Genomic DNA, 17,882 nt, shown 5'->3' on the forward strand with positions numbered 1-17,882 from the left:
GATCAGTATTTGTAACTCAGAGACGCAAATACGGATCTGCCCGCCCCATAAGAGCCCTGATTGTAGAAGCCGATCTGGCTGTAGTATTTCTCGTCGAAGAGATTGCTGACATTCACCTGGGCTTGCAGATTGGACGTGATGTTGTAGCGAGCGAACAAGTCGACCAGCGCATAAGCATCCTGGCCAACACGCTCCACGCCCAACGGCCCCGTGGCGTCCTGATAGGTCTTGCTCTGCCATCTCACGCCGCCACCGACTACCAATTTGTCGTCGAGGATTGGCGGGGTGTAGGCGGTGAACAGCTTTAGCGTGGAGCGTGGAACATCAGTGTTGATCGACGTCCCATCTGGGCCTTCCAGAGAATAGTGCGCGAATCCTGCGCCGACGTTCCAGCGGTCGGTGACGGCGCCGTTCACCTCGACTTCGAAACCAGTGCTCACCGTCCCCGAAGCGGCGAGATAGGCCTGCTGAGTGGTTCCGGGCACCATGTTTGAGCCGTCCACCACAGCAACATTATCCTGCTCTGTCCGGAACACCGCCAGAGAGGCGTTCAGCCGACCGTCAAGGTAGGAAGCTTTGATGCCCGCCTCGTAGTTTACCCCTTCCAGTGGCGCGAGGTAAGCGCCGCTACTGTCCTTGTAGGTCTGTGGATTAAACACGCCGGTGTAGCTGGCGTAGATGGAGTAAGTGTCTGTCAGGTCATAGACGGCGCCGAGATAGGGGATGAACTTGTGCTCTTCCGCGCTGTTCGCGCCCGTCGTCCGCCAATCTGCGAAACGGCCGCCGAGTAGTACCTTGAACTGATCCGTTATGTTCAGCTTGGCGGTGGCGTAGAGGCCCTTCTGATAGACCGTATTCGTACCCTGGTCATTTAAAGGCCCCCAGTTCGGCTCTGGCACGGAACCGTTGAAGGTGAAGGCATTATCGATCGCGAACATTGCGAAATTCGTGCCCTTCGTGTGCTCTTGCTGGCGACTTGCGCTCGCGCCGAAGACAAGCTCGTGCTGGCGGCCAAATAGCTCGAATGGTCCGCTAACGTAGGCGTCAACGGAATCGACCTTGCGATTCATGATGTACCAGTTGGCAAGGCCAAAAGTGCCTGCCCCGGTGGCCGGGTTTGGCCAGCCTTGAATGCCGCCGAGCTTCGCATTCGATTCTGTTTCGGCGTGAGCGCCGACCACTCGTGCTGTCCAACCGCTATCGAACTTGTGCTCAAGGCTGGCGAATGCGCGATGGTTCGTCGTGTCCCAATAGGACCAGGCCGGAGCAGGATTGAAGGAGCGTGACCAATCGAGCCGCTGGCCGGCGGAATTCCAGAGAGGGAAGCCACCCCAGGTTACGCCGTTGGGACGCGCTTCCTGATAATCGTAGCCAAAGCTCAACAGTGTGTTTGGACCAAGGTCCGCATCGATTACACCGTAAAACAGCTTTTTCTCGTTGCTATACCTGTCTAGCTGCGACTCCGTGTCCTGTAGGGTGGTCACGATCCGCCCCCTGACAGAGCCGTCCTTCGTCAGCGGCGTACTGATATCGGCCGTGCCTCGCCAATTGTTCCACGTTCCGCCGCCGCCGGTGATCGTTGCGGTGAAGACATCGCTAGTCGCGTGCTTTCGAACAAAATTCACTGCTGCCGACGGATCGCCAGCGCCGGTCAGCAGCCCGTTGGCCCCGCGAATGACTTCCACCCGTTCATATATCGAGGAATCAAGGTTTGTATCGATGTAGGTTCCGGTGGCGTCGATCGTCGTCGGAATCCCATCGAACATGAAATTGCCGACGCGGAAACCGCGCGACCAGTACGTGGTGCGCTCGCTGTCGTAGGTGCTCTGCGAAATCCCAGTGCTGTTGTTCAGGACGTCTCCGATCGTCTGGAGATTCTGATCCTTTATGCGTTCCTGGGTGATGACCGTGACGGACTGAGGCGTTTCCTTCAGCTCGAGATTGAGCTTGGTGGCCGTGGATGACGATTGCACCGTGTAGTCAGAACTATCTCCGTTGCCAGTTACTACGATGGGGTCAAGCACTGTCACGTTGGAGTCGGAGAGCTGTGGCTCCTGCGCAAATGCAGCGAACGCATGCAGCGATCCTGACAGCGCAGTGCCCAGACCCAGGAGGCGAGCGAAGCGCCATGCATGACGGGTACGGCGGCCGCTTTTGGAAGGGGCGTTCGTTCTGGAGCAAGAGCCCGTACTCTGAGAAGCAACGGCAGTTGACTTTGTAGACGATGCGTTCTTTAGAATGATTTGAGTATTCAAACTTGCCCCCTGAAAATCCGACTCGGTGCTGAGTGAACTTCCAAGAAGAAGTCACACGGTCTCACCGCGTATCGGATCATCAGTGCTGGCCGATAGCGAAGCTTGGCCAAGATGTTGTTTGAATCGGACATGCAGCGCACATCGTCGCTCGGACCAATGATTCGCGTCTGAAACGGCGAAGCTCCCCTTCGGCGTAAGACAGGCTGTGATGGTCTGCGTCGCCAGCGTGCACGACCCATTCATTAGCCTGATCAGAACGCTTCCAATTCGTCGGCCCTCTGCTGACTGCCTCCAGGCCGCCGCTTCGGCATCAGTTCGTTCTGTTGTTCAGAGGCAGCATTGCGAGCTATCAGACCGTTTGCTCCACGCTGGGACACTTTTCGAATTGTGTGGCATTGCCGATAGGAGAAACTTCGATCATAAGTTTCGTGTAGCTGCCAATTTCGAAATATCGGTCCTATGCGTTCATGCTTGCTTTAGACGACAACATTCCCATCGATCTCGATGTCGACGCCGGCATCCGAAAAGTCACGGCAATGGGCGTTCCCGTCGAGGCGAGATACTGGGAATATCGCCGTCATCGCCACAAGCGCTCGCAGCTTGTTTATGTGATGCGAGGCATCGTGAACTGCGAAGTCGACAATGCGGTGTGGGTCATACCACCCAATTGCGCGATCTGGATTCCGGGTGGCGCGGAGCACTCGCTGCGCGGCTGGGGAGCGGCTGAGTGCTACTCACTGTTTATCGATCCGAGTCGAGACCCCATGGGCCTGTCCCAGTGCCACACGCTCTCGGTTACTCTCCTTCTCAGGGAACTCATCATCGAAGCAGCCAAGCTGCCGGAAGCCTATGATGAAGAGGGCAGTGAAGGACGGCTGATCGCAACCCTTCTCGACCAACTCTCGGTAGCGCCAGTCGAAGATTTTTGCCTTCCCCTGCCACAAGACGCTCGGATCAAAAGGATGGCGAGAAGGCTGCTCGAGCATCCTTCCGACAAGACGACATTGAGCGAATGGGCGTTGCGAATTGGCATGAGCGAACGGAATCTTAGCCGTCTGCTCCTTGCTGAAACCGGCATGAATTTCAGCCACTGGCGCCGACAACTTCACGTCATTCACGCCTTGAGGCGTCTGATTTCTGGCGAACTGGTGCAGAATGTGGCACTCGATCTCGGCTATGAAAACGCGAGCGGCTTTATCACGATGTTCCGTAAGGTTGTCGGCAAGCCGCCCGCCCGATACTTGTCGGAAGGACAGCTCTGCGCTTACCATCGTTCATGTTTGCGTAGGATTGTAACGGGGTGACGGCTGCCATCTGCTAGCAGATGTCCGCGCGTTTTAGATTACGCATTGCAAACGCGACTTTGGCCACGACCGTCGCCCTTGCAATGGGAGAGGCGGTATCCTCACCACGCAACGGCTTTTGCAGCGCTATGGCCTCAGTCTTGGCCATCGGACTGAGCTTCATCGAGCTACTCCCAATCCACGACATCGTCACGTTCGGATCACGGCCTTCTGGGGTGCCGCCAACGCGCGAGGGCGAATGCGGCACGCTACGCGCCGCCCATCCCCCTCCATGCTTCGCCTAATTCCGGGGTTTCCCGACACCCGGACTCCACCAGCGAACCACGGAGGATTCCATGTGCGCGCAACACTCCCGCGCCCGAAGGGGACGACCACGGCGGCCAGTCCCGCAAGCGCTTCCTGATGATCTCTACGACTACGGCGACGATACGACACCGCCGCCGGCTCCGCGACGCCGCAATCTGTCGCCTGACACCTTCGATGTCGAGAAGCTGCCGGTCATCGACGACTGGCCGGAGCGCGTTCCTGTTACCGAAGCCGAGGTGGATATTTTCGAGCGTTATTTCGGCGATGTTCTCGACCGATTGTTCGGCCCCCTTGATGTTCCTCCTGATTCCGGGGACTTGCATCAATTATCTTCTGATGATAACAGTAAGCCATGAGCGAGGATCGTGACCCGAGCCTCGACACGCTTCTCGACCTCGACGGTCAGGTGCTCGTTGTCGACCCCGAGGGCGGTCATTGGGTGAAGTTCGTCATCACTCGTATTCCGGTGTCATCGGAAAAGCCGCATGGCCTCGATTACTCGCTCACGCTTCACGGGCCTTCGGGCGAACGGTTGGTCGGCTTTGACAACGCCCATCCTGTCGGCCGGGGCAAACGCGGCGAGCCGATGGACCATCGTCACCGCCTCCAGACCGCGAAGCCTTACGCCTACGAGGATGCGGCCACGTTGCTGGCCGACTTCTGGCAGGTGGTGGACGCGGTGTTAAAGGAGCGAGGCGTGCTATGACCACCCTGAAAGTCGGGATTGCCGACTACGATGAAATGAAGGCCCGCACCATGCGGATCGCGCGCGGCGAGGAAAAGCCGGTGGCGGATGATCCAAAGGTGTGGTTCACCTCCACCGAATCTTTCGCGCAAATCCTCTCCAGCGGAAATCGCGAGCTACTGCGTGTCATCGACGAGCAAGCGCCCGGTTCGCTGGAGGAGCTGTCGCAGATCACCGGACGGGCCAAGTCTAACCTGTCCCGAACCCTGAAGAAAATGGCGAGCTACGGCCTTGTCCGTATGGACCCCGGCGAAGGTCAAAAGGTCGTGCCGAAGGTGCTGCATGACCGGGTAGCCTTGGAACTGCCCTTGCTCGAACGGCGCGAAGCGAAGGGAGGCCGCCCATGAACATTCAAAGTCCGCATGTCGTGCAGCGCGCGGCGCTCTATCTGCGCGTCTCGACGACGCGACAGGCCGAGCATGACGTATCGATCCCCGACCAGCGTAAGCAGGGCGAAACCTATTGCACTTCGCGCGGCTATCAGCTCGTCGAAACCTTCGTGGAAGCTGGTGCTTCAGCCACCAATGACCGTCGCCCCGAGTTCCAGCGCATGATCGAAGCGGGCACGTCAAAGCCCGCGCCGTTCGATGTCGTCGTGGTTCACAGCTTCTCGCGCTTCTTCCGCGATCACTTCGAGTTGGAGTTCTACGTCCGCAAGCTGGCAAAGAACGGCGTCAAGCTCGTCTCCATCACGCAGGAGATGGGCGACGATCCCATGCACGTCATGATGCGGCAGATTATGGCGCTGTTCGACGAGTATCAGTCCAAGGAGAACGCCAAGCACGTCCTGCGCGCCATGAACGAGAATGCCCGACAGGGCTTCTGGAACGGCGCGCTACCGCCGATCGGCTATCGCATCGTCGCGGCCGAGCAGCGCGGCTCGAAGACCAAGAAGAAGCTGGAGATCGATCCGCTGCACGCCGAAACAGTCCGGCTGATCTACCGGCTGTTCCTCGAAGGCGATGGCAAGACCGGCCCGCTCGGCGTCAAGGCGATCACCTGCTATCTTAACGAACGTCGTATCTTCACCCGTGATGGCGGGCGCTGGGGCCTCGCGCAAATCCATGCGATCCTGACCCGCACGACCTATATCGGCGAGCACAGGTTCAATACGCGCTTGCACAAGAACCGCGAGAAGAAGCCTGAAAGCGAAGTCGCGATCATGGCGGTCCCACCGCTGCTTGACCGCGAAACCTTCGAATCGGTGCAAGCGAAGCTGAAATCCCGCAATCCCATGCTGGTGCCGGCTCGCGTCACCAGCGGGCCGACCCTTCTGACTGGCATCTGCTTTTGCTCCAAGTGCGGAGGGGCGATGACGCTCCGCACCGGGAGGGGGAGCGCGGGCGGCACATATCGCTACTATACCTGCTCGACCAAGGCGCGGCAGGGCAAAACCGGCTGTGAAGGTCGCTCCTTCCCGATGGACAAGCTCGACGATCTGGTCGCGAGCCATCTGGAAGAACGCTTGCTCCAGCCCAAGCGGCTGGTAACCATCCTCATCAGCCTGCTCGGCCGCCGCGAGGAACGTGCCGAACGCCGTCGTGAGCATCTCGCCGAACTCAACCGGCGAATCACGGAGACCGACCAGCGGCTCAACAGACTCTACGACGCGATCGAAGCTGGTCTCGCCGATCTGAGCGATTCGGTGCTGAAAGAGCGCATGGCGGGTCTCAAGGCGATACGAGATCAGGCGCTAGCCGACGCCGACCGTACCCAGGCCACGCTCGACAGCGCCGGAAATCAGGCGATCACGGTGGACATGATCGACGCCTTGGCCGCTGAGGCCCGCAACGGATTGCGGCTTGAAGGTGGCGGCTATCGGCGGGATCACCTGCGCGCGCTGGCGCAGCGCGTCGAGGTCGCTGATACTGAAATTCGGATCATGGGATCGAAATCGGAACTGCTTCGAACGCTCGTGGCCGCTTCAAGCGTAAAATCGGCGGCATTCGGCGTTCATAGTTCTGTACTGAAATGGCGCACCCGACAGGATTCGAACCTGTGACCTTTGGAATCGGAATCCAACACTCTATCCAGCTGAGCTACGGGTGCGTTCAGATGAGCACTTGTGGTGCGAAGCGGTACATAGCCTAGTCTGGCGGCCGCATCAATGGTGAATTTGTGTTCGATCCACAGAAGCCTGCCCGCCGAAAAAGGTACCTCTAAAATAAGAGATTGTCGATACAGCTGTTTTACCCCTATATTGTTTCAGGGGGAAATCATTCAATTAAAGAATTATCTTGTACCCATATGTTAAGAAGGGTAAAGATGAACTGTTATTGAGAGTCAGAACATGCCGGATTGTGGGATCGGGCATTGGTCACGGGAGGTTTGTAGTCTAGGGGCATGAGCAATCAACATTTTATTGGTGAGGGCGCCGGTGTTCGACAAGGGGTTGTCGATTATTCCGGGCTAGCCTATTCACTCGGCTTTCGCGTCAGGCGCGCACAGCTGGCCATTTTGCAGGACTTTCAGGATGTTCTCGGCGGTCATGATATCCGGCCAGCTGATTTTTCCGTTCTGTCTATCATAGCCGGTAATTCCGGAATGAAGCAAAGCGACGTTGCCTCGACGCTAGCAATCCAGCGAGCCAATTTCGTTGCAATCGTCGATGGATTGGAAGACAAGGGCCTTATCGAGCGCCGTCGCTCGGATACGGATCGCCGCGTCTATTTTCTTCACCTGACGTCCAAGGGGTCGGCATTTCTCGAAGAGCTTTTGCCGAAGTGGCGCGAGCATGAGGAAAAATTCGTGGGTCGCCTCGGCGGATCGGAAAAACGCGATCAGCTGATTGAGCTACTGAAGTCGATTTCCGAGTAATGATCAAACATACTCAGGTTCGGAGTCATATCCGAACCTGAGTTATCGCATTGAAATCCGGCAAGAAAATACCACTTCGGAAATCCGGTTTCATTTTCCCATGAAAATTCCGGCTATCCCCTGCACGGCCAGACAAACAAGAGCTTTTTCCTGACACCCGGGTTTTCAAGATCTTGTCTTCAGTGCCTGATCTATCAGTTGATTGGCAATGGTCATCCGGGTATGAGCCGCATCCGCAAATAACGGATGAACCAGGTCCGGGTGATTGAGCTGCGCAAATGCTCTCCGCTTGGCTTTCAAGCTTGAAGCCTCGTCATTATCAGCAATACCCAGATCCTCTGCAACCTCTTCCGGCGCAAGACGCGCGAGGTAAGGGGGCATTTCAGGGGGAGCCACCTCTTCCTTGGCCAATTCTGCCTCGGAAACAGCGTCCTCATCCGGCATCAGCTCGAGATATTGCTCTTGCGCCCACGCCGCAGCGGCTTGTGGCACGTGGCTGTTTTCTTGAACGAAGCCGGTATTCAATCCAGAGACGCGGTAATGATTGGCCTCACCCTCAAGTTCAGCCTTTTCCGCCTCTTCATTCGAAAGCCGTTCGACGACGGATTGAAAGATCGATTGTCCAAACAACATCGCGCCTGTCCTGATTTGCCAAGAACTCTACAGCACAACGGACAAAACCGGAATTAGTTTCCAAGAGCCGGCACGGCAACAGGGTTAAGAGCTAAACGATCAGCCTGACGGAGCCGGAGGTTCGTCCTTCCTCCAGGTCGGCATGGGCCTGCGCCGCTTGCGCCAAGGAATAGCGCGCGCCTTCCGGCAGGCTGAAGCCGGTTTTCAGCATCTCGAACCACGCTTCGGCTGCTCGGCGGTATGCATCCCGATCGGCGAGGAGAGAAATGATGCTCGCCCGAATGAGCGATCGATTGACAAGGCTCATGGGATCGATGAGTGGCAAGGTGCCTGCTGTCTGTCCGATTGATGCCACCAGTCCGAAAACACGCACGGCGCGCAGGCTTCCGGCAAGGGTGTCGCCACCCACACCATCGATGACCAGATCAACGCCCCGGCCTTTCGTCAGTCCCAACGTCACGTCGACAAAATCGCTTTGTTTGTAAAGGACGGCATGGTCGAGGCCGTGCTGTGTCGCGAGATCGGCCTTTGCCTGCGATCCAACGGTGCCGATGACTTTTGCGCCCTTCTTCTTCGCCCATTGCGTCAGGATCAGGCCAAGCCCGCCTGCTGCGGCGTGAACCAGAACCACCTGCCCCGGCGACACGTGTCCAACGGTTTCAAGCAGCATATACGCAGTCAATCCACGCAGAAAGGATCCACCGAGAAGCTCGTCATCAAGCTCCGCAGGCGGCTTTACGGCGATGGAGGCCGGAATGATCCTGCTGGCCGCATAGCTGCCAGCTGGCAATCCCGCATAGACCACCCGGTCGCCAACCTGGAAATCGGCAACGTCATCGGCCACCTCTTCAACCACGCCCAAGGCTTCCACGCCCGGCACCGCCGGCAAGGGCAAAGGATAGGCGCCGCTGCGGTGATAGATGTCGATATAATTGACGCCGACCACCGTCTGCCGCAGGCGAATTTCACCTGGCTTGAGAGCAACTATGTCACGAGAAACTGGCTGCAAAACATCCGCTGCGCCAGGATATTTAAATTCCATGACCAAAGTCATCGGCTCACTCCCTGTGTGTCGCACCCTCGCTGTCATACCAAGGCTTCTTGCCAAGGATTTTGGTATTCCATTTTCAGACATCTCAAGGCGAGGTGCATTTGCATCTTTGTGCATTGGTATCTCTGGTAGGCTCATGTGCGATAGTGCATACTTACGCACAGTACATGTGGAGAAACGCACAAGTGAACTGGGATGATTATCGATGCTTCCTGACCCTCGCCAAGACCGGTAGCTTCTCACGGGCAGCACGCCTGCTTCACGTCGATCACACAACTGTTGGCCGGAGGGTTGCGGCATTGGAGGTGGATCTCGGTATAAAGCTGGTGGAGCGGCTGGCGAGAGAAGTCAGGCTGACGGCAGAGGGTCATGAGCTGGCGACCCTGGGACTACCCGTCGAAGAAGCAATGGCCAGCGTCGAACGGGCGGCGGCAGGCGGCGGTGCAGCATTGGCGGGACCTGTGCATATTTCCGCGCCACCCGGTCTGGCATCGCTCTTGCTGGCACCGAAACTGGTTTCCCTGCATCGCCAGTATCCCGACATCAAAATCACGATGTCGAGTGACAAGGATTTTGCAAATCTCAATCGGCGCGAAGCGGATATTGCACTACGATTGTCGCGCCCACTCTCGAACGGACTTGTCGCCCGCAAACTCCGCGATATCCCATTCTTCTTTTTCGCAAGCCACACCTATGACATCGCGGAGGATGACTGGGAATTTATCACCTATCTTCAGGCGGATGATATTTTGCCGCAACAGAGCTGGTTGATGCAGCATATCGGGTCGAGAACCATTGCGCTGCGATGCAGTGATGCCGCGAGCCAGGTTCAGGCCACCGCCTCCGGCCTCGGCGTGGCACTGTTGCCGGACTATCTCGGATATAATGATACCCGTCTCAGGAAATGCCCCAGCCGGCTCACGCCGCCACGGCGCGAATTATGGATGGTGGTACATGACGATATTCGCCACGCACCACGGGTGCGGGTCGTGCTGGATTTCCTGATCGGCATACTCGCCGTCACGCCCGATTTCGAATTGCCAAACGCATCAGAGGCTTGAGATATCCAAAAACAGAATGGTAATTATCCAGCAAACGTAAAAGTCTTCTACCGCAAACGACGGCAATTTCTGACTTCACCCCTGGCTCTGCGACTGGCTTTGACCGGTTTCCGCGACGCTGACCGTTACGGACATGTCCTCCCCCGCCAAACCGATGCGCATGCCGGAAACCGGTGCTGCATCGGCGTAGGACAGGCCAGAGGCAAGTCGCACATAGCGGGCATCCGGGCAGACATCATTAGCGGCATCGAAGCCGACCCAGCCGAGCGACGGCAGGTGGATTTCGGCCCAGGCATGGGTTGCCGTCTGCTGCTCGACACCATCCATCATCAGATAGCCGGAAATATAGCGGGCGGGCAGGTTCATCAGCCGTGCTGCGGAGATCATCACATGGGCGTGGTCCTGGCAAACGCCCGTCCCCGCCTCCAATGCTTGCTCGGCGGTGGTTTCCGTCGTGGTCGCGCCCGTCTCATAGCGAACCTGGCTATTCACGCGCGCCATCAGGTCGTGCATCCTGGCCAGTTCATTATCGCCTGCCAGGCTTTTCACCAGATCGCGCACCAGCTTTCCCGCCTTGGTGCGCGGCGTATCGCGCAGATAGAGCCAAAGCGGCACATAGCCGGTATGGGGGCCAAAGACGCCGGCGCGATCCTCGGTCTTCACTTCTCCCGAGGCAACGATCCGCACAGACCTGGCATCCCCTTCAAAGGACACCAGATGGGTGTGATTGCCGAACTGGTCGTTGAACCCGGCCTCGACATTGGCGCCGTCCACCACGATCGTCCAGGATACGACGTGCAGGCCGGGATTTTCGATCGGGGTCAGCCTGAGCCTCTGGAGCGAGAACTGCACCGGCTCGTCATAGCTGTATTCCGTCACATGATTGATTTTCAGACGCATCGCTTGTGCCCCGCTCAACTGTAGAATCGGTAGCCCTCGTTAATCTCATGCCCCAGCCGGTTGTTGCGGGAAATGAAATTATCGAGAAACTCGTGCAGGCCCTGATCCATGATCCGGGTGATGTTACTGGAGCGCAGCGACGCGCGAATGCTATCGGCTGTTTCATGGGCAGGCAGCCGCTCGCCATATTCCTTGCCGATATAGCCGAGATTGCTGACGATCTTCTCATAGCAATAGGCCAGAGACCGCGGCATCTGACCGTTGATGATCAGAAAATCGGCAATATTGGCGGCGAGATAATCGCCGTCATAGACCCAGCGATAAGACCGATGCGCCGACACCGAACGCAGGATCGATTCCCACTGGATATTATCCAGCGATGAGCCGACTTGGTTTATCGAGGGCAGCAGCACGTAATATTTCACATCGAGAATGCGGCTGGTATTATCGGCCCGCTCGATAAATGTGCCGATCCGGGCAAAATTATAGATCTCGTTACGCAACATCGAGCCGTGGAAGGCGCCGCGGATCAGCCCGGCCCGCCGCTTCACCGTATCGATGGTTTCCGGCAGGTCGGCGGATTTCAGCTTACGCGACAGAAGCTGCTTCAGCTCGATCCAGCATTCGTTGGTCGCCTCCCAGGTTTCCCGGGTCAGCGCGGTGCGCACCATACGGGCATTGTTGCGGGCGCTGTCGATGCAGGACATCACGCTGGAGGGATTGGCCGTATCACGCAGCAGAAAGTCGATAGCATCAGCCGCCGTCACTTTCGGATGGGCTTTTAGGAAAATATCCAGCACGTCGGCGCTTTGCAGCACACCAGTCCAATCATCGTCAGTGGCACCCGACCGGGTCAGCGACACGCGCAGCCCGGCATCCACCAGACGCGCAATGTTTTCAGCCCGTTCAATATACCGGAACATCCAGAAGAGGCCGTTTGCAGTTCTTCCCAGCATGACCATCAGTCCTCCAATACCCATGTATCCTTGGTGCCGCCGCCCTGGCTGGAATTGACCACCAGTGAACCCTGCTTCAGAGCCACGCGGGTCAAGCCGCCAGGAATGATCTGCACCTTGTCGGAAACAAGCACATAGGGACGAAGATCGACATGCCGGGGAGCAATGCCCTTGTTGACCAGGATCGGCACGGTCGAGAGCGACAGGGTCGGCTGGGCAATGTAATTGCTGGGGCGGGTCTTCAGCTTTTCGGCAAACAGCGCCCGCTCCTTCTTGCTGGCGGTCGGCCCGACCAGCATGCCGTAGCCACCGGAACCATGCACTTCCTTGACCACCAGTTCTTCCAGATGCTCCAGCACATAGGCCAGGCTATCGGCCTCCGAACAGCGCCAGGTCGGCACGTTTTCCAGGATCGCCTTGCGGCCCGTATAGAACTCGACGATTTCAGGCATGTAGGAATAGATCGCCTTGTCGTCGGAAATGCCGGTGCCCGGCGCATTGGCGATGGTGATATTACCGGCGCGGTAAACGTCCATGATGCCAGGCACGCCCAGCGCCGAATCCGGGCGGAAGGTCAGCGGATCAAGGAAATCGTCATCGACGCGGCGATAAAGCACGTCGATGGCCTCATAGCCTCGGGTGGTGCGCATCTTCACCTTGCCGTCGATGACACGCAGGTCAGAGCCTTCCACCAGTTCGACGCCCATCATGTCGGCCAGGAAGGAATGTTCGTAATAGGCGGAATTGTAGATGCCCGGCGTCAGCACGGCCACGCGCGGCTTACCTTTGCAGCCCGGAGGTGCCAGCGAAGCCAAAGATTGGCGCAGAAGATAGGGATAGTCCTCGACCCGCTGCACCTTGTTCAGCTGGAACAGTTCGGGAAACATCTGCATCATGGTTTCGCGATTTTCCAGCATATAGCTGACACCGGATGGCGTGCGGGCATTATCCTCCAACACATAGAACTCGCCCTCGCCGGTGCGCACGATATCGGTGCCGACGATATGGGTATAGACACCGCCCGGCGGACGAAAGCCGATCATTTCCGGCAGGAAGGCGACATTGTTTTCGATCAGCTCGCGGGGGATGCGGCCAGCCTTGATGATTTCCTGCTTATGGTAGATGTCATCGAGAAAGGCATTCAGCGCCAGAACGCGCTGCTCGATACCCTGGGCAAGCTTTCGCCATTCCTGGCCGGAAATGATCCGGGGAATGAGATCAAAGGGAATCAATTTTTCCGAGGAATCCTCGTGACCATAAACGGCGAATGTAATGCCGGTCTTTCTGAAGATGGTTTCCGCATCGCGCGATTTTGCGATCAGATGCTTGGGGTCCTGGCTCGAATACCAGTCGAAATATTTCTGGTACGGTCCGCGCGGGCTGCCGTCCGCCGTAATCATTTCATCAAATGCCAATGGCGCTATCCCCGTTTGTTTAGCCATATGAATACAGTGCCTTTTACAATGCAAGAAGCGTGCTCAATTTGAATGAAATATTTCGATCCGCCAAAATCCTGCGAAAACAGCCAAAAAACTGGGCGTTCGCCAGAGCTGTGACCAACCTCGCTTCAGGCGCTGGCGACAGCGCGCATAAATTCGATGCAACTGCGAGATTTATAAGCAGCTCCTTCAGGTTTCCCCAACACCATGTCTGAATGTTGAAATCATCAGCAACAGAGAAAACCATAGAGGGATTGGCGCGGCACCCTCGCCTCAAATCAGGCCTGATGAAAGCCGTGATGCCGCCCCTTTTCCGGGCTAACGGCTGCTCTATATTCAGGTCAACAAAAGTTGTCTTGGCGAAAAAGCTGTATACAGACACGATAAACCATCGCCGCCATATCAGAGAGCCAAACTGCCGATTTGCCATTGTAGATGCACATAATTGTCGTGTTGAACCGATTCCGGTTTGACGGTTTATGCGCTAGCGTCAGGAATATTCGAATCACGACCAATCGTGTTCTGGAAACATCGATAAGCTATGCCGCGCATGTCGCAGACAGGATGCATTCAGAAACGGTCGTGAAGGTCATAACCGCTGCGGAATTTGAAGAGTTTGCATAACGGATCCGGCACATAAAAGACAGGTGCGCATTGCATGGATGAAAACGGCAGGGGCATAAATGGTATGAAGGAATTCGGCATGGGATATGACGACGCGTCAGGCAAACAAGCAATACTGACGCGGCGCGGACTGCTTGGCGGCATGGCGGCCACACTGGCCGCACCGTCTTTCGCACATGCTTTTGACGTTCCCGCTGAGCCGCGCCTGTTGCACCATGACTATATGAAAATGCGCGAGCGCTTTCGCACCCGGCTGCTGCAAAAAGGCCCCGCCCCCGACAAATATGAGCCCTTGACCGCACCTGCGGGCGCCAACCGGATCTTCTACCGCTCCGGTCGGGGTGGTGAACTGACCTTGGCCGCCTGGGTCTCCACCTATAAACGCGAGCGCAAGCTGAAGCCTGCCGTATTGTTCCTGCATGGCGGCAATGCCATGGGCGCTGGCCAGTGGGAGCCGCTGAAAGCCTATGCAGACGCCGGCTATGTGGTGATGATGCCCTCCATGCGTGGTGAAAACGGCCAGATGGGGATTTTCTCCGGTTTCTACGATGAAGTCGATGACGTGCTGGCGGCAGCCGACCGGCTCTCCCACCTGCCCGGCATCGACCGCGAGCGGGTGTTTCTGGCCGGTCACAGCATTGGTGGCACGCTGGCCATGCTGGCCTCGATGAGCACCCACCGCTTCCGCGCCGCCGTGCCAATTTCCGGCAATCCCAACGCTTTCCGCTTTTTCAAGCGCTACCCCGAGGATATTCGCTTCGACGACAGCCACCCGCATGAATTCGAGGTGCGCAGCGCAGTCTGCTACGCTCATAGCTTCAAATGCCCGATAAAGCTGCTGCATGCTGAAACCGAAACCAGCTTCGAGGACAATGCCGCCCTGCTGATAAAGCGCGCCCGAGCCGCCAACGCGATCATCTCGTCTGAAGAGGTGGAAGGCAATCACACCAGCGAAATCCCCCATGCGGTGGAAGCCAGCATGCGGTTTTTCCATCAGGTCGCGGCGTGACGCCTGTTGCGCAAGTCCATAGATCGGAAGCGATCTAATAGGAAATGCGCAGCGGCTTCAAACCGCGACACAGCCTTCACTGAAAGGCGTTCTTGCGTCTAAGTGCGCGATAGAGCGTGGCGCGGCTGATGCCCATGTCGCGTGCCGCTCCCTGGACGGTGACAGATCCACCGTGAATGGCACCACGCGCCACCTCGACATCCTGCTTAGACAGCTTGACGGGCCGTCCTATGGCGCTGCCGCGCTGCCGCGCTGCCGACATGCCCGCCCTTGTGCGCTCGGAAATCAGGCTACGCTCAAACTCCGCCAATGCCCCCATGATGTGGAAAATCAGAATGCCGCCAGCCGAAGCCGTATCGATACATTCGTTGACGGAATAGAGGCCGATTTTCCGCTCTCCAAGTTCCGTGACCATCTCGATCAGATGCGACAAAGAGCGCCCCAGTCGGTCAAGGCGCCAGATCACCAGCGTATCACCTGATTTAAGCGCAGCAAGCGCCTCCATCAAACCCGGCCTGTGCCGCATGGCCCCAGAGAGCCCTTGGTCTGAAAAAACTCTCTCACATCCGACCTGCGCCAACGCCGAGAGTTGAAGATCAAGATTCTGATCACTTGTGGAAACGCGAGCATAACCAATACGCATCAGGCAAAAACACTCATAATAGATGAAATTTAAAGTCTCAAAGGTCAGATCAACAATAAGTGTATCATAATGGTTCCCTTTTAATCACAACTAATGAGCGCGTTCAACACAAAAAACGACCTTAAAGTGCTCATTTTTGGTGTTTTTATTCTGGAAAGCAACAGAAGCGAATTGACCATTACAAGTAGAACATAAGAAAATCTTCTTTTAGTTGTATATAATAATAAAATGTCCATAGGTTGTATTTTTTACGTATCGGATTGCAAATGGGAACGCTTTCGAGACGGAGAGAACGTCCGAGAGCATCACATGACCCCAAGCTAAGGATCTGAAAAAATGAAATATTCCCTATCTCTCACATTCGACACGGATGTGCTGGCCAATATCAAGGCCGCTGGCCAGACTGTGGCTATTGCAAAAACAGTCGGAACTGGCGCGCCAAACGTACTTTGGCTGACAATCGATCCATTTCAATCAAACACTATCGAATGGGAAGAGGATTACTGGATTTATGCATCGACGGTTAATGTCAGCAATGGCGCTTCTATTAACAAGCTGACAGAGGTTACTCCAGGTCCCGCACTGGATGGCGGGTATTACGATTTGAACGAGAACTCCATTTTTGGTCCGTTCCGCAAGAACAACAGTGTGTTTCCGGTTGCAACCGGCAGCTATGCTGCAATCAACAATATGAGCTACGAGCAATACCCGTCGCTGACATTCGGCCTGTCTCAGACCGCCTTGGTCAATCAGACGCTCCAGGAACGCAAGCCCATTTCGGCCCAGACAGTCCTCGCCACGCAGTCTGTTCGCATGACGCCGTTCACAGAAGTCTACCTCTGGCTACAGTCCGAATATAAAAGCCAGACTATCATCACTGAAATCAGCGGAACCACGAGCGTGGCACAATTCGGCGGCAGTATCACCGACATCGCCCTGAAATACGATCCGATCCACGGCCTCTTTGGCCACGCCTGATCCCAGACACGCTGAGCCGCAAAGAGGTGGCCTCCCCCACCAAGACGGCTACCCTTTGCGGCTGAGCGTCGGCGGTCAGCATCCCCACCGTAGATGCTGGCCGCCAGACTTGTTTAAAGACACCGTCACGCTATACAACGAGCCATTGCAGATGACCCTTTGTATTCCATTTTCGAATGCTAAATATCTTTATAAATTAGAGATCTTCAAGATTATCTAGTTGAGACAACGTCTGAATATATCAGCTTGGAAATAATTAGGCTTGGGGTGGTCCGAAAAGACCTTGGACAGGATCGTATTTCAGTGCGATGTCGGTGACACCCTCACCAAATCCAACCAGGCTTGGCGTTCCGTTAATGTCGGTAATAAATGTTTGGCTTTCGTGCTCAGACTGAAGCCACACATGCACGGCGGTGGACGGGGTCATGCGAACGGGCTGGGTGGCGAATAATGTCTGAGCCGAAATCGGCTTGCGCTCGTGCAGCGTCTGATTGACCAAGGCGGTCTGCGACAGGCCGAATGTCAGCGACGGGTATTGTTCGTGGCTCATATTATTGATTGCAGTATAGGCGCCGGTTGCAACCGGAAACACACTGTTGTTCTTGCGGAACGGACCAAAAATGGAGTTCTCGTTCAAATCGTAATACCCGCCATCCAGTGCGGGACCTGGAGTAACCTCTGTCAGCTTGTTAATAGAAGCGCCATTGCTGACATCAACCGTCGAGGCATAAATCCAGTAATCCTCTTCCCATTCGATGGTGTTTGATTGAAATGGATCAACTGTCAGCCAAATTACGTTTGGCGTGCCAGTTCCGACTGTTTTTGCAATAGCCACAGTCTGGCCAGCGGCCTTGATATTGGCCAGCACATCCGTGTCGAATGTGAGAGATAGGGAATATTTCATCAGGTGAGCCCCTTTTATCATTTAATTAGCGCAAAGCAAAAGCCTCGCCCATATCGATAGGCGCAGGGAAATGTGGTATAAAATGCACGACACACCTTAAAATTGTATTAGCCCTGAAAGCATCTGCAAACCACCCCTGCGCCTCATCGCCACATCCTCCCTTCGCCCGTTGCCTCCCTTCACCAAACCCGGCAAAAGGGGCTACCAAAAGTGTTACAGCGCCGCGCGTTCTATAAAACGCGCGGCGCTGTAGGGCA

19 protein-coding genes and 1 tRNA gene are annotated in these 17,882 nt (G+C 56.3%); 9 read left to right on the plus strand and 11 right to left on the minus strand.

What is annotated here, in order from left to right; genetic code table 11:
• Positions 1–2: 2 nt before the first annotated feature.
• Positions 3–2,255, minus strand: coding sequence for a ferric-rhodotorulic acid/ferric-coprogen receptor FhuE (gene fhuE / locus FS819_RS11270; RefSeq protein ID WP_234625077.1), 2,253 nt, complete (start codon positions 2,253–2,255; stop codon positions 3–5).
• A gap of 467 nt (positions 2,256–2,722) precedes the next feature.
• Between fhuE and FS819_RS11275 the strand changes: the two genes are divergently transcribed.
• Positions 2,723–3,559 (plus strand): AraC family transcriptional regulator, encoded by an 837-nt coding sequence (locus FS819_RS11275; RefSeq protein WP_234625076.1) that lies wholly within the window; start codon positions 2,723–2,725, stop codon positions 3,557–3,559.
• A 13-nt stretch (positions 3,560–3,572) separates the two neighbouring features.
• Here FS819_RS11275 and FS819_RS11280 read toward each other — a convergent pair whose 3' ends face one another.
• Positions 3,573–3,722, minus strand: a complete 150-nt coding sequence (locus tag FS819_RS11280; RefSeq protein ID WP_234625075.1) for a hypothetical protein — start codon at positions 3,720–3,722, stop codon at positions 3,573–3,575.
• 172 nt (positions 3,723–3,894) lie between these two features.
• Here FS819_RS11280 and FS819_RS11285 point away from each other — a divergent pair, with 172 nt between their 5' ends.
• The 4 genes from FS819_RS11285 to FS819_RS11300 are packed head-to-tail and all read left to right on the plus strand — an operon-like array spanning position 3,895 to position 6,612.
• Complete coding sequence (locus FS819_RS11285; protein ID WP_234625074.1) at positions 3,895–4,221, plus strand: hypothetical protein; 327 nt, start codon at positions 3,895–3,897, stop codon at positions 4,219–4,221.
• Positions 4,218–4,571 (plus strand): toxin-antitoxin system TumE family protein, encoded by a 354-nt coding sequence (locus FS819_RS11290; protein WP_234625073.1) that lies wholly within the window; start codon positions 4,218–4,220, stop codon positions 4,569–4,571. The genes FS819_RS11285 and FS819_RS11290 overlap by 4 nt, the downstream gene beginning before the upstream one ends.
• Positions 4,568–4,957 (plus strand): HVO_A0114 family putative DNA-binding protein, encoded by a 390-nt coding sequence (locus FS819_RS11295; RefSeq protein WP_234625072.1) that lies wholly within the window; start codon positions 4,568–4,570, stop codon positions 4,955–4,957. Before FS819_RS11290 ends, FS819_RS11295 begins: the two co-directional genes overlap by 4 nt.
• A complete protein-coding gene (locus FS819_RS11300) occupies positions 4,954–6,612 on the plus strand; it encodes a recombinase family protein (protein WP_250955109.1) in 1,659 nt (552 codons plus the stop codon). The genes FS819_RS11295 and FS819_RS11300 overlap by 4 nt, the downstream gene beginning before the upstream one ends.
• Here the strand turns inward: FS819_RS11300 and FS819_RS11305 are convergent.
• Positions 6,583–6,659 (minus strand) — tRNA-Arg (locus tag FS819_RS11305). The genes FS819_RS11300 and FS819_RS11305 overlap by 30 nt on opposite strands.
• A gap of 294 nt (positions 6,660–6,953) precedes the next feature.
• Here FS819_RS11305 and FS819_RS11310 point away from each other — a divergent pair.
• A complete protein-coding gene (locus tag FS819_RS11310; RefSeq protein WP_060718093.1) occupies positions 6,954–7,427 on the plus strand; it encodes a MarR family winged helix-turn-helix transcriptional regulator in 474 nt (157 codons plus the stop codon).
• A gap of 165 nt (positions 7,428–7,592) precedes the next feature.
• Here the strand turns inward: FS819_RS11310 and FS819_RS11315 are convergent, their stop codons facing one another.
• Positions 7,593–8,060 carry a hypothetical protein gene (locus FS819_RS11315; RefSeq protein WP_156546790.1) on the minus strand — a complete coding sequence of 156 codons (468 nt, stop codon included), beginning with the start codon at positions 8,058–8,060 and terminating at the stop codon, positions 7,593–7,595.
• 91 nt (positions 8,061–8,151) lie between these two features.
• Entirely contained in the window at positions 8,152–9,114 is a 963-nt protein-coding gene (locus FS819_RS11320; RefSeq protein ID WP_156546792.1) for a quinone oxidoreductase family protein, read from the minus strand.
• A 182-nt stretch (positions 9,115–9,296) separates the two neighbouring features.
• On the opposite strand from FS819_RS11320, the gene FS819_RS11325 reads away from it, so the two are divergent.
• A complete protein-coding gene (locus FS819_RS11325) occupies positions 9,297–10,172 on the plus strand; it encodes a LysR family transcriptional regulator (RefSeq protein ID WP_197433996.1) in 876 nt (291 codons plus the stop codon).
• Positions 10,173–10,247: 75 nt separating this feature from the next.
• Here FS819_RS11325 and FS819_RS11330 read toward each other — a convergent pair whose 3' ends face one another.
• From FS819_RS11330 to FS819_RS11345, 4 genes are read right to left on the minus strand one after another with little or no spacing between them, the layout of a single operon-like run.
• Complete coding sequence (locus tag FS819_RS11330) at positions 10,248–11,072, minus strand: transglutaminase family protein (RefSeq protein WP_156546795.1); 825 nt, start codon at positions 11,070–11,072, stop codon at positions 10,248–10,250.
• A gap of 14 nt (positions 11,073–11,086) precedes the next feature.
• Positions 11,087–12,028, minus strand: coding sequence for an alpha-E domain-containing protein (locus FS819_RS11335; RefSeq protein ID WP_156546797.1), 942 nt, complete (start codon positions 12,026–12,028; stop codon positions 11,087–11,089).
• Positions 12,029–12,033: 5 nt separating this feature from the next.
• Positions 12,034–13,443, minus strand: coding sequence for a circularly permuted type 2 ATP-grasp protein (locus FS819_RS11340; protein ID WP_060718098.1), 1,410 nt, complete (start codon positions 13,441–13,443; stop codon positions 12,034–12,036).
• Positions 13,444–13,486: 43 nt separating this feature from the next.
• Positions 13,487–13,849, minus strand: a complete 363-nt coding sequence (locus FS819_RS11345) for a hypothetical protein (protein ID WP_156546800.1) — start codon at positions 13,847–13,849, stop codon at positions 13,487–13,489.
• Between the two features lie 321 nt (positions 13,850–14,170).
• Between FS819_RS11345 and FS819_RS11350 the strand changes: the two genes are divergently transcribed.
• Positions 14,171–15,100, plus strand: a complete 930-nt coding sequence (locus FS819_RS11350; RefSeq protein WP_156546802.1) for an alpha/beta hydrolase family protein — start codon at positions 14,171–14,173, stop codon at positions 15,098–15,100.
• 76 nt (positions 15,101–15,176) lie between these two features.
• Here the strand turns inward: FS819_RS11350 and FS819_RS11355 are convergent, their stop codons facing one another.
• Positions 15,177–15,743, minus strand: a complete 567-nt coding sequence (locus tag FS819_RS11355; protein WP_156546804.1) for a recombinase family protein — start codon at positions 15,741–15,743, stop codon at positions 15,177–15,179.
• 372 nt (positions 15,744–16,115) lie between these two features.
• On the opposite strand from FS819_RS11355, the gene FS819_RS11360 reads away from it, so the two are divergent.
• Entirely contained in the window at positions 16,116–16,721 is a 606-nt protein-coding gene (locus FS819_RS11360) for a hypothetical protein (protein WP_197433995.1), read from the plus strand.
• A gap of 256 nt (positions 16,722–16,977) precedes the next feature.
• Here FS819_RS11360 and FS819_RS11365 read toward each other — a convergent pair whose 3' ends face one another.
• Positions 16,978–17,625 (minus strand): hypothetical protein, encoded by a 648-nt coding sequence (locus tag FS819_RS11365; RefSeq protein ID WP_156546807.1) that lies wholly within the window; start codon positions 17,623–17,625, stop codon positions 16,978–16,980.
• Between the last annotated feature and the right edge of the window lie 257 nt (positions 17,626–17,882).

This window comes from Allorhizobium sp. Av2 (assembly GCF_021462805.2).
In the GTDB taxonomy this organism is placed as follows: Bacteria; Pseudomonadota; Alphaproteobacteria; order Rhizobiales; family Rhizobiaceae; genus Allorhizobium; species Allorhizobium vitis_G.

What these genes read in the sequence shown, in the direction of transcription:
- FS819_RS11275 (WP_234625076.1), top strand. Translation starts at nt 2,723, where the DNA reads ATGCTTGCTTTAGACGACAACATTCCCATCGATCTCGATGTCGACGCC.
- FS819_RS11280 (WP_234625075.1), bottom strand. Translation starts at nt 3,722, where the DNA reads ATGAAGCTCAGTCCGATGGCCAAGACTGAGGCCATAGCGCTGCAAAAG.
- FS819_RS11285 (WP_234625074.1), top strand. Translation starts at nt 3,895, where the DNA reads ATGTGCGCGCAACACTCCCGCGCCCGAAGGGGACGACCACGGCGGCCA.
- FS819_RS11290 (WP_234625073.1), top strand. Translation starts at nt 4,218, where the DNA reads ATGAGCGAGGATCGTGACCCGAGCCTCGACACGCTTCTCGACCTCGAC.
- FS819_RS11295 (WP_234625072.1), top strand. Translation starts at nt 4,568, where the DNA reads ATGACCACCCTGAAAGTCGGGATTGCCGACTACGATGAAATGAAGGCC.
- FS819_RS11300 (WP_250955109.1), top strand. Translation starts at nt 4,954, where the DNA reads ATGAACATTCAAAGTCCGCATGTCGTGCAGCGCGCGGCGCTCTATCTG.
- FS819_RS11310 (WP_060718093.1), top strand. Translation starts at nt 6,954, where the DNA reads ATGAGCAATCAACATTTTATTGGTGAGGGCGCCGGTGTTCGACAAGGG.
- FS819_RS11315 (WP_156546790.1), bottom strand. Translation starts at nt 8,060, where the DNA reads ATGTTGTTTGGACAATCGATCTTTCAATCCGTCGTCGAACGGCTTTCG.
- FS819_RS11320 (WP_156546792.1), bottom strand. Translation starts at nt 9,114, where the DNA reads ATGACTTTGGTCATGGAATTTAAATATCCTGGCGCAGCGGATGTTTTG.
- FS819_RS11330 (WP_156546795.1), bottom strand. Translation starts at nt 11,072, where the DNA reads ATGCGTCTGAAAATCAATCATGTGACGGAATACAGCTATGACGAGCCG.
- FS819_RS11335 (WP_156546797.1), bottom strand. Translation starts at nt 12,028, where the DNA reads ATGCTGGGAAGAACTGCAAACGGCCTCTTCTGGATGTTCCGGTATATT.
- FS819_RS11350 (WP_156546802.1), top strand. Translation starts at nt 14,171, where the DNA reads ATGGGATATGACGACGCGTCAGGCAAACAAGCAATACTGACGCGGCGC.
- FS819_RS11355 (WP_156546804.1), bottom strand. Translation starts at nt 15,743, where the DNA reads ATGCGTATTGGTTATGCTCGCGTTTCCACAAGTGATCAGAATCTTGAT.
- FS819_RS11365 (WP_156546807.1), bottom strand. Translation starts at nt 17,625, where the DNA reads ATGAAATATTCCCTATCTCTCACATTCGACACGGATGTGCTGGCCAAT.